Annotated in this window: 16 protein-coding genes; 10 read left to right on the top strand and 6 right to left on the bottom strand. The window is 72.4% G+C overall.

Annotated elements, in window-relative coordinates; all coding sequences use genetic code 11:
- Window positions 1–88 precede the first annotated feature (88 nt).
- Genes AOA12_RS17745 through AOA12_RS17735 form a run of 3 tightly spaced genes read right to left on the bottom strand, consistent with a single transcriptional unit; the run spans window position 89 to window position 1294 of the window.
- On the bottom strand, window positions 89–475 hold the full coding sequence (locus AOA12_RS17745; RefSeq protein ID WP_054685831.1) for an MmcQ/YjbR family DNA-binding protein: 387 nt from the start codon (window positions 473–475) through the stop codon (window positions 89–91).
- Complete coding sequence (locus AOA12_RS17740) at window positions 460–891, bottom strand: DUF1801 domain-containing protein (protein WP_082406358.1); 432 nt, start codon at window positions 889–891, stop codon at window positions 460–462. The genes AOA12_RS17745 and AOA12_RS17740 overlap by 16 nt, the downstream gene beginning before the upstream one ends.
- A 40-nt stretch (window positions 892–931) precedes the next feature.
- Entirely contained in the window at window positions 932–1294 is a 363-nt protein-coding gene (locus AOA12_RS17735) for a DUF488 domain-containing protein (protein WP_054685828.1), read from the bottom strand.
- 172 nt (window positions 1295–1466) lie between these two features.
- On the opposite strand from AOA12_RS17735, the gene AOA12_RS17730 reads away from it, so the two are divergent.
- Together AOA12_RS17730 and AOA12_RS17725 are read left to right on the top strand one after the other, a co-directional pair.
- The gene (locus AOA12_RS17730) at window positions 1467–2255 is read left to right on the top strand and encodes an enoyl-CoA hydratase/isomerase family protein (RefSeq protein ID WP_054685825.1); all 789 of its coding nucleotides are present in this window, start codon (window positions 1467–1469) and stop codon (window positions 2253–2255) included.
- Between the two features lie 9 nt (window positions 2256–2264).
- Window positions 2265–3095: an SDR family oxidoreductase gene (locus AOA12_RS17725; protein ID WP_054685822.1), complete on the top strand. Its 831-nt coding sequence runs from the start codon at window positions 2265–2267 to the stop codon at window positions 3093–3095.
- 131 nt (window positions 3096–3226) lie between these two features.
- On the opposite strand, the gene AOA12_RS17720 is transcribed toward AOA12_RS17725, so the two are convergent.
- Window positions 3227–4102 carry a Cof-type HAD-IIB family hydrolase gene (locus AOA12_RS17720; protein WP_054685819.1) on the bottom strand — a complete coding sequence of 292 codons (876 nt, stop codon included), beginning with the start codon at window positions 4100–4102 and terminating at the stop codon, window positions 3227–3229.
- A 77-nt stretch (window positions 4103–4179) separates the two neighbouring features.
- Here AOA12_RS17720 and glgX point away from each other — a divergent pair, with 77 nt between their 5' ends.
- Window positions 4180–6372, top strand: coding sequence for a glycogen debranching protein GlgX (glgX, locus tag AOA12_RS17715; RefSeq protein WP_054687198.1), 2193 nt, complete (start codon window positions 4180–4182; stop codon window positions 6370–6372).
- Between the two features lie 151 nt (window positions 6373–6523).
- Here glgX and AOA12_RS17710 read toward each other — a convergent pair whose 3' ends face one another.
- Window positions 6524–7249, bottom strand: coding sequence for a glutamine amidotransferase (locus AOA12_RS17710; protein WP_054685816.1), 726 nt, complete (start codon window positions 7247–7249; stop codon window positions 6524–6526).
- A gap of 134 nt (window positions 7250–7383) precedes the next feature.
- Between AOA12_RS17710 and AOA12_RS17705 the strand changes: the two genes are divergently transcribed.
- The 7 genes from AOA12_RS17705 (at window position 7384) to AOA12_RS17675 (ending at window position 15039) form a co-directional block, all read left to right on the top strand.
- Window positions 7384–8157 (top strand): crotonase/enoyl-CoA hydratase family protein, encoded by a 774-nt coding sequence (locus tag AOA12_RS17705; protein WP_231637118.1) that lies wholly within the window; start codon window positions 7384–7386, stop codon window positions 8155–8157.
- A complete protein-coding gene (locus AOA12_RS17700) occupies window positions 8154–9305 on the top strand; it encodes an acyl-CoA dehydrogenase family protein (RefSeq protein ID WP_231637117.1) in 1152 nt (383 codons plus the stop codon). The genes AOA12_RS17705 and AOA12_RS17700 overlap by 4 nt, the downstream gene beginning before the upstream one ends.
- Window positions 9302–10333 carry an acyl-CoA dehydrogenase family protein gene (locus tag AOA12_RS17695; protein ID WP_197280969.1) on the top strand — a complete coding sequence of 344 codons (1032 nt, stop codon included), beginning with the start codon at window positions 9302–9304 and terminating at the stop codon, window positions 10331–10333. Before AOA12_RS17700 ends, AOA12_RS17695 begins: the two co-directional genes overlap by 4 nt.
- A gap of 45 nt (window positions 10334–10378) precedes the next feature.
- Window positions 10379–11161, top strand: a complete 783-nt coding sequence (locus AOA12_RS17690; protein WP_054685806.1) for an SDR family NAD(P)-dependent oxidoreductase — start codon at window positions 10379–10381, stop codon at window positions 11159–11161.
- 8 nt (window positions 11162–11169) lie between these two features.
- Entirely contained in the window at window positions 11170–12030 is an 861-nt protein-coding gene (locus AOA12_RS17685; RefSeq protein WP_054685803.1) for an SDR family NAD(P)-dependent oxidoreductase, read from the top strand.
- Window positions 12031–12093: 63 nt separating this feature from the next.
- On the top strand, window positions 12094–13803 hold the full coding sequence (locus AOA12_RS17680; protein WP_054685801.1) for a class I adenylate-forming enzyme family protein: 1710 nt from the start codon (window positions 12094–12096) through the stop codon (window positions 13801–13803).
- Between the two features lie 81 nt (window positions 13804–13884).
- Window positions 13885–15039 carry a CaiB/BaiF CoA transferase family protein gene (locus tag AOA12_RS17675; protein WP_054685797.1) on the top strand — a complete coding sequence of 385 codons (1155 nt, stop codon included), beginning with the start codon at window positions 13885–13887 and terminating at the stop codon, window positions 15037–15039.
- Between the two features lie 25 nt (window positions 15040–15064).
- Here AOA12_RS17675 and AOA12_RS17670 read toward each other — a convergent pair whose 3' ends face one another.
- Entirely contained in the window at window positions 15065–15799 is a 735-nt protein-coding gene (locus AOA12_RS17670) for a LysR family substrate-binding domain-containing protein (RefSeq protein WP_054685794.1), read from the bottom strand.
- Window positions 15800–15901: the final 102 nt, after the last annotated feature.

Raw genomic sequence — 15901 nt, 5'->3', positions numbered from 1 at the left:
CGCTCTGACGGCCAGAAGAGCGGCAGCATTCAGATCCGATCTCCCCCGCGAGCACGGCAGGTCTCGGCGGATCCGTCTGTCGGTGACATCACGCGAGCAGGCGCACGAGCCGCGCCGGCGCCGTCAGCCGGTACGAGGCGTCGATGAGCTCGGCGATCTCCGACCAGTCGGTGCCGGCGTCGAGGTCGAGCCCGAGCCAGCCCGCGGGGCCGAGGTAGGCGGGCACCCAGAAGCGCGGCTGCTGACGCAGCGCGGGTTCGTCGTCGGGGTCGGGCCGCACCATGATCGCCCGGTCGTGCGCGATCCACACCCCGTCGACGCGCTGCGAGCCGCCGTAGTAGCAGAACACCTTCTGCGTGAAGAACGCGGGCCGCCCGTGGCTGACCTTCTCGTCCGCCTCGGGGAACGCGAGCGCCAGTTCCCGCACCCGCGCGAGCACGGGATCGTCGTCGTCGAACATCACCGGGTGCGCCATGCCCCGCCCTCCTGCCGGGATGCCGCCATCGCCTCGGCGTGGCAGATCCCCAGCATCTCGGTGAGGGCCTCGAGGTCGAGGGCCGCGAGCGAGGTCGCGTAGAGGCACGACACGCTCGTGGAGTGCGGGCCGAGCCGGGCGAGCTGCGCGGCGTAGCGGTCGAAGCCGTCGAAATAGAGCGTGAGCCTCGCCCTGCGGGGGCTGAACGCGAGCAGCGGCATGTCGCCCTCGCGGCCGCTCGCGTAGCGGTAGTGCATCGAGCCGAACCCGATGATGCTCGGGCCCCACAGCACCGGCTCCTCGCCCGAGATGCGCCGCATCACGTCGATGAGCACGCGCGCCTCCTCCTGGCGGCGGGGGCTCTGCTGCGCGACGAACTCGTCCACGCTCGCGTCGGTGGGCTGGAAGACGGCCATGCACGCAGCCTACGGGCGGCGCTCTGCCGGATGCCAGGGCTCAGCCGGATGCCAGGGCACCGGGCTCCAGAAAGGTGCGCAGCAGCAGCGCGTGGTTGTGCTCCTCGTCGTGCGCGGCGTAGACGAGCGTGACGCGGTCGTGCGCCGCGAGCGTCTCGCGCAGCGCGGGGACCGCGGGGTTCGCGGCCAGCTCGGCGCGATACGCGTCGGCGAAGGCACTCCAGTCGAGCCCGCCGTGGTGGAACGCCGTGCGCAGCTCGGGCGTCGGGGCGACCTCCTTCGCCCACAGGTCGATCGCCGCGCGCTCCTTCGACACCCCGCGCGGCCAGAGCCGGTCCACCAGCACGCGGAAGCCGTCGTCGGCGTCGGCCGGCTCGTACGCCCGCTTCATCCGCAGTTCCATGTCCCCATCATCCTCCCGCCCCTGTGCGACACAACCCCCGCGCCGCGCAGCCCCGACCCTGCGCGGTCGTGAAACTGCGTTCCGCTCTTCTGAAACCCGGTGTCAAGGACTATGCTGGCGAAAGCTCGAAGGAGAGCATCCCGCTCGACGGCGCGATCAGAACGGCATCGAAATGACAGACGCGATCCTCTTCTCGGTCGACGACGGCCTCGCCCGCGTGACCCTCAACCGGCCCGGACGGCTCAACGCGTTCAACGCCGAGCTCGCCGAGGCGTGGGCCGCGGCGACCGCCGAGGCCGTGAGTCGCGACGACGTCGGCGCGATTCTCGTGGATGCCGCGGGGCCGGCCTTCTGTGCGGGCGGCGACGTGCAGGAGATGGCCGCGACGATGACCGGCGGCGCCGACATCGAGCGCCTCGCGCAGGTCATCAACTCCGGCATCCGCTCGCTCGTCGAGTCGTCGGTCCCGGTCGTCGCCGCGGCGCACGGCACGACGGCGGGCGGGGGCCTCGGCATCCTGCTCAGCTCCGACTACGCGATCGTCGGCGCCGACTCGCGCATCGGCAGCCTCTACGCGAACATCGGGCTGGTACCTGACATGTCGGTGTCGGCGCAGCTCGCCCGCGCCGTCGGCCAGCGCCGCGCGTTGCAGCTCGTGCTGCGCGACCGCCTGCTCACGGCCGACGAGGCGGTCGAATGGGGGCTCGTCGCCGAGGCCGTCGGGGGAGAGGACGCCGCCGCCACCGCGGCGGCGGTCCGCGCACGCGCCGAGGAGATCGCCCGGTTCTGGCTCGCGGGCGCGTTCGGCGCCTACGGCCAGGCGAAGCGCCTCGTCCGCTCGCAGCCGGCCCGCTCGTTCACCGAGCAGCTCACCGAGGAGGCGCGCGCGATCGGCGCCGCCTTCGACACCGACGACGCGCGCCAGCGCATCGCGGCCTTCGCGAGCCGCGGCAAGAAATAAGGAGCATCCATGTCCCTCGCCGGAAAGACCATCCTCATGTCGGGCGGCAGCCGCGGCATCGGCCTCGCGATCGCGCTGCGCGCGGCGCGCGAGGGCGCCAACGTCGCGATGCTCGCCAAGACCGACACCCCGCACCCCAAGCTCGAGGGCACGGTGCACACGGCGATCGAGCAGGTGCGCGCCGCGGGCGGGCAGGGGCTTGCGATCGTCGGCGACGTGCGCGACGACGACGACGTCACCGAGGCCGTGCTGAAGACGCAGGGCGAGTTCGGCGGCATCGACGTCGTCGTCAACAACGCGTCGGTCATCGACCTGTCGGGATCGCTCGAGCTCCCCGCCAAGAAGTATGACCTCATGCAGGACGTCAACGTGCGCGGCACGTTCATGCTCTCGCGCGCGGCGCTGCCGATCCTGAAGGAGGCCGAGAACCCGCACATCCTGTCGCTCTCGCCGCCGCTCAACATCACGCCGCGGTGGCTCGGCGCGCACACGGGGTACACGCTCGCCAAGTACGGCATGACGATGGTGACGCTCGGACTCGCCGCGGAGTTCCGCAGCGACGGCATCGCCGCCAACACGCTGTGGCCCGCCACGACGATCGCGACGGCGGCCGTGCAGTTCGCCCTCGGCGGCGACCGGATGATGAAGGTCAGCCGCACGCCCGAGGTCTACGCCGACGCCGCCTACGAGGTGCTCGTGCGGCCCGCGCGCGAGCACACCGGCCAGACGCTGATCGTCGAGGACGTGCTGCGGGATGCCGGCGTCACCGACTTCGCGAAGTACGCCGCCGTCCCCGGCACCCCCGACGGCGAGCTCTACCCCGACATCTTCCTGGACTGACCCTCGCGCCCAGCTCCGCCACCCCTATCCGCCGAGTCAATCCCCGCGCGTCGAGTCAAGCCACGTTTCGCGCGGGGCGGGGGTTGACTCGACGCGCGGGGATTGACTCGGCGTCAGGGGGCGGGGCGGCGCTAGGCGAGGCCGAGCTCGACGAGGGCGTTGCGCACGCCGTCGTCGAGCACGTCCGTCGTGACGCGGCCGGCGAGCGCCTTGAGCTGCGGGTCGGCGCCGCCCATCGCCACGGCCGTGCCGACGACCTCGAACATCTCGATGTCGTTCCAGCTGTCGCCGATGCCGACGGCGTCCGCGGCGTCGAGGCCGAGCACGTCGAGCACGCGCAGGATCGCCGAGCCCTTGTTGACGCCGAGCAGCCCGATCTCGCCGTTCGAGCCGCCCGGCATCGGGATCGAGCCGGGCACGACGTGGAAGCGGTCGCCCAGCTCGGCCTGCGCCACGTCGAGGCTGTCGCTCGTGGTCGAGACGAACACCGCCTTCGCGATCGCGTCGAGGTCGGCCTCGTCGAGCGGCCGGTAGCGGATCACCGGCTCGACCGCCCGCAGGTCGCTGCCGCTCGCGCGCAGGTCGGCCGCGTGCTGCTCACGCCGCACGCGGAAGAACTCCTCGGTCAGCTCGCCGATGCCGGGGCTCGCGAACACGGCGTCGTCCGACTGCAGGAAGAAATGGATGCCGTGGGCGCCGAAGAACGCGAGGAGCCGGTCGACGTCGGCGCGGTCGAGGGGCTGCGCGAACAGCCGCTCGCCGCCGCGCGTCGCGAACGCGCCGCCGTTGGTGATCTCGCCGTCGACGCCGATCTCGCGCACGCGCGGGTCGATGTCGCCCGCCGAGCGCCCCGTGCACAGATACACGAGGTGCCCGTTCCGCCGGGCCCGCCGAATGGCCGCGACCGTCGAGGGGGCGATGACGCCGTGCTCGAGGATCGTGCCGTCGACGTCGATGAAGACGATGCGCTGGGGAGAGGAGCCGGGGGAGGAGGTCACGGCATCCATTCTCTCCCGGCCGCTCGTCCGAACGGCCGTCCCGCGCACCCTGTCGCGTGTCAGGAGCGGACGCTAGGGTGGGGGCCGTGACGCGACGACTCGAGGTCTGGCCCGGCTCCGCCTACCCCCTGGGGGCGACGTTCGACGGCAACGGCACGAACTTCGCCCTGTTCAGCGAGGACGCCGAGCGCGTCGAGCTGTGCCTGTTCGACGGCGACGGCGACGAGACCCGCGTCGAGCTGCTCGACGTCGACGCGCACGTGTGGCACGGCTACCTGCCGGCCGTGCAGCCGGGGCAGCGCTACGGCTACCGCGTGCACGGCCCGAACGACCCCGCGCAGGGCCTGCGCTTCAACCCGACGAAGCTGCTGCTCGACCCCTACGCGAAGGCCGTCGAGGGCCAGGTCACGTGGGGCCAGCCCGTGTTCGGGTACACGTTCGGCGACCCCGACAGCCGCAACGACGACGACTCGGCCGCCGACATGATGATGGGCGTCGTCGTGAACCCGTTCTTCGACTGGGCGGGCGACCGGCGTCCGAAGACCCCCTACGCCGAGTCGGTCATCTACGAGGCGCACGTCAAGGGCCTCACGCAGCGGCATCCCGGCATCCCCGACGACATCCGCGGCACGTACAGCGCCATCGCGCACCCCGTCATCATCGACCACCTCCGGCGCATCGGCGTCACGGCGATCGAGCTCATGCCCGTGCACCAGTTCGTCAACGACTCGACGCTGCAGGAGAAGGGGTTGTCGAACTACTGGGGCTACAACACGATCGCGTTCTTCGCCCCGCAGAACACCTACTCGTCGACGGGGCAGCGCGGCCAGCAGGTGCAGGAGTTCAAGGCGATGGTGCGGGCGCTGCACGCCGCGGGCATCGAGGTGATCCTCGACGTCGTCTACAACCACACCGCCGAGGGCAACCACCTGGGGCCCACGCTGTCGATGCGCGGCATCGACAACACCGCCTACTACCGGCTCGAAGAGGCCGACAAGCGCTACTACACCGACTACACGGGCACCGGCAACAGCATGAACGTCGGCAATCCGCACACGCTGCAGCTCATCATGGACTCGCTGCGCTACTGGGTCGAGGAGATGCACGTCGACGGGTTCCGGTTCGACCTGGCCGCGACGCTCGCGCGCGAGTTCTACGAGGTCGACCGGCTCGCGACGTTCTTCGAGCTCGTGCAGCAGGACCCCGTGGTCAGCCAGGTGAAGCTCATCGCCGAGCCCTGGGACATCGGGCCCGGCGGCTACCAGGTGGGCAACTTCCCGCCGCAGTGGACGGAGTGGAACGGCAAGTACCGCGACACGGTGCGCGACTTCTGGCGCGGCGAGCCGGCGACCCTCGGCGAGTTCGCGTCGCGGATCACGGGCTCGGCCGACCTGTACGCGCACAACGGGCGCTGGCCCGTGGCATCCATCAACTTCGTCACGGCGCACGACGGCTTCACGCTGCGCGACCTCGTCTCGTACAACGAGAAGCACAACGACGCCAACGGCGAGGACGGGCGCGACGGCGAGTCGCACAACCGCTCCTACAACCTCGGCGTCGAAGGCCCGACCGACGACCCGGAGATCCTCACGCTGCGCGCCCGGCAGCAGCGCAACTTCCTCGCGACGCTGCTGCTCAGCCAGGGCGTGCCGATGATCAGCCACGGCGACGAGCTGGGCCGCACGCAGGGCGGCAACAACAACGGCTACGCGCAGGACAACGAGATCACGTGGGTCGACTGGGAGCAGATCGACCAGCCGCTCATCGAGTTCACGGGCGCCCTCGCGCGCATCCGGCGCACGCACCCGACCTTCCGCCGCGGGCGCTTCTTCGACGGCCGGCCGGTCAAGCGCGAGGAGGGGCAGCCGATCCCCGACATCGTGTGGCTGCGGCCCGACGGCACGATCATGCAGCCCGAGGACTGGGATGCCGGGTTCGGCCGCGCGATCGGCGTGTTCCTCAACGGCGGCGGCATCCGCGAGCGCGACCGGCGCGGCCAGCCGATCACCGACGCGCACGTGATCCTGCTGTTCAACGCGGGCGAGGAGATCGCCTTCACGGTGCCGCACGCCGAGTTCGCGCCCTCGTGGGACGTGATCGTCGACACGGGCGGCGAGCTCGCCGACACCGAGCCGCTGCTCGGCGGCGACGAGGTGCGGCTCAAGGCGAAGTCGCTCGTGCTGCTGCGCGAGCACATCGACACGCCGCCCGAGATCGGGCACTCGGTCGCCGCGTCGCTCGCCGCGCTCACGGTGCCGATCGAGACGATCCGGCCCTAGGGCTCGGAGCAGCGCCGAGGCGGCATGAGCGCGCCATCCCCAGGACAGGAGAAATCACGAGGACAGGAGGATTCCTGCCAGATCGTCCTGTCCTCGTGATTTCTCCTGTGCTCGTGATGGATGCCGGGCCCGCCGGCGTTGCCGCCGGCCGTCAGAAGGTCTGCGCGAACGCGCGCAGGATGCGCATCGGCTCGGTGACGGATGCCGCGAGCACGCGCGCCGCGAGCGTGTCGTAGGCGTCGGCGTCGAAGTAGCCGTCGTTGCGGTAGACGGCCATCCGCTCGGTGAAGGCCTTCGACGTCGGCTCCGGATGGAACTGCGTCGCATAGAGCCGGTCGCCCACGCGGAACGCCTGCACGGGGCACGCGTCGCCCGTCGCGAGCAGCACGGCGCCGGCCGGGAGCCGCGCCGTGCCCTCCTTGTGCGCCGTGAGGGCGGTGAAGCTCGTGGCGAGGGCGCCGAACAGCGGATCGGCGCGGCCCGCGTCGGTGAGGCCGATCGTCGCGGGACCCGTGTCCTCGGGGTGGGCGCGGCTCACCTCGCCGCCGAGGGCGCGCACGGCGACGCCGATGCCGTAGCAGGTGAACAGCACCGCGGTCTCGCCGTCGGCGGCGTGCCGCGCGAGCCGGGCGAGATCGGCCTCGACCCGTCGCTGCGTCTCGGTCTTGGTGCTCTCGGGGTCGGTCACGTTGAACGGGCTGCCGCCCACGACGAACCCGCGCCAGCGGGCGGCGGCGTCGTCGGGGAGCGGCGCGGCGACGAGGTCGATCTGCTCGAGCTCGTCATCGTCCAGCCGCATCGCGGAGCGGAACGACTCGTACTCGGCCGCCGCGGCTCCCGACTGCGGGCGCGCGCAGAGATAAGCGAACGCTGCCATGCGCCGAGTTTAGGCCGAGTGTGCCGAAATCGAGACACGTCGACAATACTGATCATGAATATGATGGACGCACGACGCGATCGCCGCCGCAAGGGCGCGGCGGCATGAGACCTCGAAGGAATGAGGTGACACCCGTGACATCACTCGATATCACGCGCGAGGGAGCGGTCGAGCTCTGGACGATCAATGACCCCTCGACCGGCAATGCGATCACTCCGAAGCCGTTCATCGCTGCGTTCGACGCCGCGGTCGACGCGGCCAACGACGATCTCGACGTGAAGGCGATCATCCTCACCGGTGCCGGCAGGATCTTCACGTCGGGCGGCAACGTCAAGGAGATGGCCGACCGCACGGGAATGTTCGGCGTGGACGAGCGCCGGCAGCGGCAGGAGTACATGAACGGCATCCAGCGCATTCCACGCGCCGCGCTGCGCCTGGAGGTGCCGCTGATCGCCGCGGTCAACGGCCCCGCGATCGGCGCCGGCTGCGACCTGTCGCTCATGTGCGACATCCGCATCGCCTCCGACCGCGCCTCGTTCGCCGAGAGCTTCGTCGCCGTGGGCCTTGTGCCCGGCGACGGCGGGAGCTGGTTCTTGCCGCGCGCGATCGGATACGAGCGCGCCGCCGAGCTCACCTTCACGGGCGACCGCATCGACGCCGCGACGGCCTACGACTGGGGGCTCGTGAGCCGCGTCGTTCCGCACGACGAGCTGCTGCCCGCGGCGCGCGAGCTGGCCGAGCGCATCGCGAAGAACCCGTCGCACGCCCTGCGCATGGCCAAGCGCCTGCTTGCGGAGTCGCGCACCGCGAGCCTCGACACGCTGCTGGCGATGGCGGCGGCGATGCAGCCGCTGGCCCACCTCGACCCCGAACATGACGAGCGCGTCGAGAAGTGGAAGACCTCGTGAGGGGCGACGCGCGGCTCGTGCCGCAGGTGGCACGGATCTCCGACGACGAACGCGCGCTGCGCGCCGAGGTGCGCGAGTTCCTCGCCGAGAAGCGCGCGGCCGGCCGGTTCGAGCCGACCGTCGACAGCTGGCTCTCGGGCTGGGACGAGGACTTCTCGCGCGAGCTGGCGGCGCGCGGCTGGCTCGGCATGACCATCCCCGTCGAGTACGGCGGCCGCGGTCGCAGCTTCGGCGAGCGGTTCGCCGTGGTCGAGGAGCTGCTCGCCGCGGGCGCCCCCGTCGCGGCGCACTGGATCGCCGACCGGCAGATCGCGCCAAGCCTGCTCGCCTACGGCACCGAGGAGCAGAAGCAGGCCTACCTGCCGCGCATCGCGGCGGGCGAGGGCTACTGGGGCATCGGCATGAGCGAGCCGAACTCGGGGTCCGACCTCGCGAGCGTGCGCACGCGCGCCGAGCGGGTCGACGGCGGCTGGCGCGTCTCGGGCAACAAGGTGTGGACGAGCGGTGCGCACCACGCGCACGCGTTCATCGTGCTCGCTCGCAGCGCGCCCGTCGACCCCGAGCACCGCCACGCGGGGCTCAGCCAGTTCATCGTCGAGTTCGCGCAGGAGGGCGTCGACGTGCGCCCCATCGTGTCGATGAACGGCTCGCACCACTTCAACGAGGTGTTCCTCGACAACGTGTTCGTGCCCGACGACCGGGCCTTCGGTGAGATCGGCAGCGGATGGAAGCAGGTCACGAGCGAGCTGGGCTACGAGCGCAGCGGCCCCGAGCGGCTGCTGTCGACCTTTCCCCTGCTGGCCGAGCTCGCCGAGAGCGCCCGCACGGGCCACGTCGAGGCGGATGCCGATCTGGGATGCCTCGTCGCGCGCATCGCGGGCCTGCACCAGATGTCGATGGCGGTGTCGGGGGCGCTCGAGCGCCACGAGCCGGCCGATGTCGCGGCGGCGGTCGTGAAGGTGCTCGGCACCACGACCGAGGGCGACATCGCCGACTACGCCGACCTGCGCGTGGGCGACGACGTCGACGACCGGACGCTGACCGCGCTGACCGCCCGGGCCGTCGACCAGCGGCCGGGCTTCACCCTGCGCGGAGGAACGAACGAAGTGCTGCGTGGCGTGATCGCGCGAGGATTGGGACTGCGGTGAGTGACGAGATCCTGACGGCAGACGCCGAGCTCGTCGAGATGCTCGGTGACGTCTTCGCCGCCGCGCGGGAATCGCGGGCGCCCGGCGTCGGCCGCGTGAGCGTCGACCGCGACCTGTGGGCCCAGCTGGCCGAGCTGGGGCTCACCCGGCTGACGGGCGACGAATCCGCCGGCGGCAGCGGCGCGACCTGGACCGAGGGCATCGCGCTCGTGCGCGCGGCCGCCTCATACGGCGTGCGGCTTCCCCTGGTCGAGAACGACCTGCTCGCGGGCTGGATCGCCGACGAGGCGGGCCTGCCGGCGACCGATGCCGTGCGCACCGTCGCGGTCGTCGACGAGAACGGCGTCGCGCGGCACGTGCCGTGGGCCGGTGCCGTGGACGCGATCGTCGTGGTCGCGGGCGGCCCCGGCGCCTATCGCATCGCCGAGACGACCGTGAGCGACGTGCGCGTCGAGACGGGCGAGAACCTCGTGGGCGAGCCGCGCGACACGATCACCGTCGACCTCTCGGCGATCGGCGGGGTGGCCGTCCCCGACGAGACCGTCGCGCAACTGCAGCGCAAGAGCGCGCTCGTGCGTGCCGTGCAGGTGAGCGCGGCCCTCGAGCGCATTCTCGCCCTCGCCGTCGAGCACGCGACCGTGCGCGTGCAGTTCGGCCGGCCGCTCGCGCGGCTGCAGGCCGTGCAGCACCTGCTCGCCGACATCGCGACCGAGGCCTCGCTCGCGCGCTCGGCGACCGAGTTCGCGCTCGTCACGGCGCTCGCCGACGGCTGGTCGGCGCCCGACCTCGACACGCTCATCGCGATCGCGCGCTCGTGCGCGGGTCACGCGGCATCCGTCGTCGTGCGCGACGCGCACCAGGTGTTCGGCGCGATCGGCACGACGCGCGAGCACGTGCTGCACGAGTACACGCGCGCGGCGCTCGCGTGGCGCGGCGAGCACGGCTCGGTGCAGTCATGGGACAAGAAGCTCGGCGAGGCCGCGCGTGCCGCCGGGCGCGATGGCCTGTGGGCCCTGATCACGTCATAGAGCGGTTGCGCGACGAGCGCGCGCACAACGTCAAAGGAGAGAATCGTGAGCGAAGAAGCGAACGAATGGGCCGGCAAGGTCGCCGTCGTCACGGGCGCCGCGGGGCCGATGGGACGCAACCTCGTCGAGACGCTGCTCGAGCGCGGCACGAGCGTGCTGGGGATCGACCTGCCCGACGTCGTCGCGGCATCCGACCTGGCGCACGACGAGCTGCTCTTCGTGGGTGCCGACATCTCGTCGCGGGAGCAGCTCGCCGAGGCGTTCCGCCGGCTCGACGAGCGATGGGACGGCCGGGTCGACTACCTCGCGAACATCGCCGGCATCGTCTCGCCGCCGCACAGCATCACCGAGATCACCGAGGACGAGGTCGCGCACGTCTTCGGCGTCAACGTGAACGGAACGCTCTTCGCGGCCCAGGAGGCCGCGCGTCGCATGATCGCGGGCGGCCGCGGCGGCAGCATCGTCAACATCGCCTCGCTCGCGGGGTTCATGGGACGCATGCAGTTCCCCACCCACACCTACTCGACGTCGAAGGGCGCCGTCATCGGCTTCACCACGTCGCTCGCCGCGGAGCTCGGCACGCACGGCATCCGCGTCAACTGCATCGCCCCCGGCCTGCACGTGACGCCGCTCGCGCTCGCCACGGCGGGATCCCCCGAGGAGAGCAAGAGGTTCTTCGAGGGCGCCGCGAAGGCCGCACCCCTCCAGCGCGTCGGCGACCCGGCGGAGATGACGGGGCCGATCCTGCACTTCTTCAGCGAGGCGTCGAGCTTCATGACGGGCCAGCTCGTCGCGAACGACGGCGGCCGATCCACCTGGTACCAGTAGGAGTCGGCATGAGCAGGCTCATCGTCACCGGCGGTGCGAGCGGCATCGGCCTCGCCACCGTGCGCGGGATGCTCGACCGCGGCGACCGGGTCGGCGCGATCGACCTCAACCCGGCGTCGCTCGCCGCGCTGCGTGCCACGTTCGCCGACGCGGTCGCCGACGGCAGGCTCGCGACGGCGCAGGCCGACGTCTCGGACGAGCCGCGGATGGAGCGTGCGATCGGCGGCTTCGCCGACGCCTTCGGCGGCATCGACGGCATCGTCAACAACGCCGCGATCGGCGGCGCCATCGGGCCGCTCGTCGACACGCGGGTCGAGGACTGGGACGCCACGTTCGCGGTCGTCACGCGCGGCGTGTTCATCGGCGTCAAGCACGCCGCGCGCCTGCTCATCGCGCAGGGCACGGGCGGCTCGATCGTCAACATCGGCTCGATCGCGGGCCTCATCGCCGACGCCGGGCCGCAGGCCTACTCCGTCGCCAAGGCCGCCGTCATCCACATGTCGCGCGTGTTCGGCGCCGAGCTGGCGCCCCACGGCATCGCGGTGAACACCGTGAACCCGGGGCTCATCGAGACGCCCATCAACCCCACGAGCGCGCGACGCACGCGCGATGACTTCGCCCGTGCGCAGCCCTGGCCCGAGGCGGGCCGGCCCGAGCACGTCGCGCGGGCCGTGCTGTTCCTCACCGACCCGGCCACGCGGTTCATCACGGCCGAGACCGTCACCGTCGACGGCGGCATCGCCGGCGTCGGCCACCGCCTCGGCACCCTCATGGGCACCAACTCCCTGCAGCACGGCGTCGCCGGCATGAACTACGGCACGACCGGCCGCGCGGCCGACATCCACACGCGACGGGCGTCCGCCCCCTGACCCCGTCGGCGGCGCTGCCGCCCCGGCTCCCCCCGGCTTTTCATCGACGAAAGGTTCGCCCGCATGTCCTCTCCCCACCTCGACCCCGCCCAGCGCCGCGCGTCCGTCGAGGCGCGCTACCCGGAGTGGACGCCGCAGGCGATCCACGCGTGGTTCCTCCGCACCGCCGAGGCGTTCCCCGACCGCGACTTCGTGGTCACCGACGAGCGCACCTTCAGCTACCGCGAGATCGCGGAGCGCGTGCGCCGCGTCGCGGGCGGCCTCCACGCCCGCGGGGTGCGCAAGGGCGACCACGTCGCCGTCATGATGGCGAACTACCCCGAGTACGTCGTGCTGAAGTATGCGCTCTCGACGCTCGGCGCGGTCATCGTGCCGCTCAACTTCGCGTTCAAGCGCGACGAGCTCGCGTTCGTGCTGCGCAACTCCGAGGCCGTGGCGCTCATCACCATGACCGGCTTCCGCGGGCTCGACTACCTCGCGATGCTCGACGAGATCGTGCCCGGCTGGGAGCGGGGCGGGTTCGCCGAGCTGCCCGACCTGCGCTTCGTCGTGCAGTTCGAGGCGATGGCCCCGCTCCGCCCCGGCGTCGCCGCGTTCCCCGCGCTGGAGGCCGGCGGCGAGCCGCCCGACGACCTCCCGGAGGTCGCGGGCGACGACCTCAGCATCCTCTTCTACACCTCCGGCTCGACCGGAGCGCCCAAGGGGGTGCTCTGGACGCACGACCAGGACGCGCGCATCGGCTACGGCGGTGCCGTCAGCCGCGCCTTCGGCGACGGCTGGCGCGTGCTGTCGGCGCTGCCGCTGTACCACGCGTTCGCCAACAACGAGGTGCTCAACGCCTCGATGTTCGCGGGCGGCGCGGTCATCACGCGGCTGCAGTTCGCGCCCGACGACATCCTCGCCGCGATCGAGCGGCATCGCGCCAACGAGCTCGTCACCGTGCCCACGATGGTCATCTCGCTGTGCGACGGCGCGACCACGACCGACCATGACATGGGCTCGCTCGTCGGCCTGATGAGCGCGGGGGCGCCCGCGCCCGTCTGGCTCTGGGAGCGGGCGATGAGCCTGCTGCAGGTGACCGAGGCGACGACGGGCTACGGGCAGACCGAGTCGGGCGGCGGGCAGGTCATGTCGCGCCCCGAGGACGGCGTCGAGTTCGTCGCGTCGACCGTGGGACGCATCAAGTACGCGGGCGTCGCCGGCATCCCCGAGCGCGGCGGCGACGTCGCCGAGATGCGCGCCGCCGACCCCGAGACGGGCGAGATCCTGCCCGACGGCGAGATCGGCGAGCTCATCTCGCGCGGTCCCGTCAACGCCGTCGGGTACTGGAAGCGGCCCGACGAGACGACGACGTTCCGCGAGGGCGGCTGGGTCTACTCGGGCGACATCGGCCGCGTCACCTCCGACGGCGCCGTGCACCTCACGGGGCGCAAGAAGGAGCTCATCCGCAGCGGTGCCGAGAACTACGCGCCCAAGGAGGTCGAAGACCTGCTCACGTCGCAGCCGGGCATCAGCCAGGCGTACGTCGTCGGCATCCCCGACCCCAAATGGGGCGAGATCGGCTGCGCATGGCTCGTGCGCGACTCGGGAACGGATGCCGACGAGGCCGCCCTCGCACACGCGCTCGAGCGCGTGTGCCGCGAGAAGCTCGCGGCGTTCAAGCGCCCGCGCCAGTTCCGGTTCATCGAGGCCGCGCAGCTGCCGACCACGGCGACCGGCAAGGTGCAGAAGTTCCGTCTCGTCGAGATGGCCGCGCAGGGACCGGTCGGCTGAGGGGCCGCGCATGATCGCCTTCTTCACCGTCACCGTCACCGTCACCGTGGCGTCTCCACGTGCCCGCGCGGCGGTGGGCGCGTGAGCGCGCCGGCCGGCCGAGGCCCCCTCGCGGGGGTGCGCGTCATCGAGCTCGCCGGCATCGGACCCGGGCCGTTCGCCGCGATGCTGCTCGCCGACCTGGGCGCCGACGTCGTGCGGGTCGACCGTCTCGGCGCGCGGCCCGTCGTCGAGCGTCGCATCGAGGTCAACGGCCGCACGCGCCGCTCGATCGCGGTCGACCTGAAGAGCCCGCGCGGCCGCGAGCTCGTGCTGCGGATGGTCGCCGACGCCGACGCCCTCATCGAGGGCATGCGGCCGGGCGTCACGGAGCGGCTCGGCCTCGGGCCCGACGACTGCCTCGCCGTGAACCCCGCGCTCGTCTACGGCCGCATCACCGGCTGGGGGCAGGACGGCCCGTACGCACAGACGGCCGGCCACGACATCACCTACCTCGCCGTGACCGGCGGGCTGCACGCCGTCGGCCACGGCGACCGTCCGCCCGTGCCGCCGGTGAACATCATCGGCGACTTCGGCGGCGGGGGCATGTACCTCGCATTCGGCATCGTCGCGGCCGTGCTGCGAGCGCGCGCGACGGGCGAGGGCGACGTCGTGGACGCGAGCATCGTCGACGGCGTCGCCTCGCTCTTCGGCATGATGCGCGGTTTCCTGCACGACGGCACGTGGGTCGACCGGCGCGAGAGCAACTTCATGGACGGCGGGGCGCCGTACTACCGCGCCTACCGGTGCGCCGACGGCCGGGACGTCGCGGTCGGCGCGATCGAGCGGCACTTCTGGGACGTGCTGATCGAGCGCATCGGCCTCTCCGGCGACCCGCGCATGGCCGCGCGCGACGACCGGACCCGCTGGCCCGAGCTGATCGCGGCGCTCGACGCGCACTTCGCGACCCGCCCGCGCGACGAGTGGGTCGCGCTGACGGCCGGCACCGACGCGTGCCTCGCGCCCGTGCTGACGTTCGAGGAATCACTGCACGACCCGCAGCTGCGGGCCCGCGGAGCGTTCTCCGAGGTCGGCGGGATCTGGCATCCGGCCCCCGCGCCCCGCTTCGCGCGCGCCGGGACGACGCCGCCGCGCCCCGCGCCCGAGATCGGCGAGAACACCGACGACCTGCTGGCGTGGCTCGGGCTCGACGCGGGCGAGATCGCGGACCTGCGCGGCGAGGGCGTCGTGGGCTGAGCCGGGCCGGCGCGGCGACGGGGGCTCAGCCGCGCGAGGAGTTCGCCGTGCGGCCGCGCACGATGCCGACGAACACGTCGACGAGCGGCGTGGCCGCCTCGGCGGGCCACGCGAGGGCGACCGATGACAGGGGTGCGTCGGCGAGCGGGCGGAACGCGACGTCGCGGCGGTGGTGCAGGCGCGCGAGCGACATCGGCACGATCACGGCGCCGACGCCCGCCGCGACGGTCGCGATCGCGTCCTCCGTCGTCGCGGGCGGGTCGAACGCGGGTGCGACGGCGCCCGGCACCTCGAGGTGCAGCACGTCGTCGGCGGGCGTGAGGACGATCTCGCCCGCGAGGTCGTCCAGGGTCAGCTCGTCGGCCGCCGTGAGATGCGAGTCGGCGGCGCAGACGACGACCGGCACCTCGTCGTACAGGGCGATGACGTGCAGGCCGTCGCGGTCGAGCGGCAGGCGCACGATCGCCGCGTCGACGGACGCCGAGAGCACGGCGTCGCGCTGACCGGCGACGGCCAGGGGAACGAGCTCGAGCGGCGTCCGCGGCATCCGCTCGTTCCAGGTGGAGATCCACTTGCCCGGCGTGGCCCCCGGGATCGCGCCCAGCCGGAACGGTCCCGCCGGCTCGGCGCCCGGGGGCGGGGCGTCGGCGGGGTTCGTGCGCGGCGGGCGCGCGTCGCGCGGGCGCGCGGTGCGCGAGCCGCCCGGCCGCTGCCGCGGCGCGCCGGGACGCCGCCGCTGTGAACCGCCTCCGCCCGCCATGGCACCCAGGCTAGCCCGTCGCGGGGACCATGTCGGCGGTCCGTGACACGGGTTTCGATACGCGCGCTGCGCGCGCTACTCAACCAGCAGGGGTGTGCTGGG

It is taken from the genome of Microbacterium sp. No. 7 (assembly GCF_001314225.1).
GTDB lineage: Bacteria > Actinomycetota > Actinomycetes > Actinomycetales > Microbacteriaceae > Microbacterium.
The sequence above is the reverse complement of the archived record's forward strand: the minus strand, read 5'-3'. Positions and strand labels throughout refer to the sequence as shown.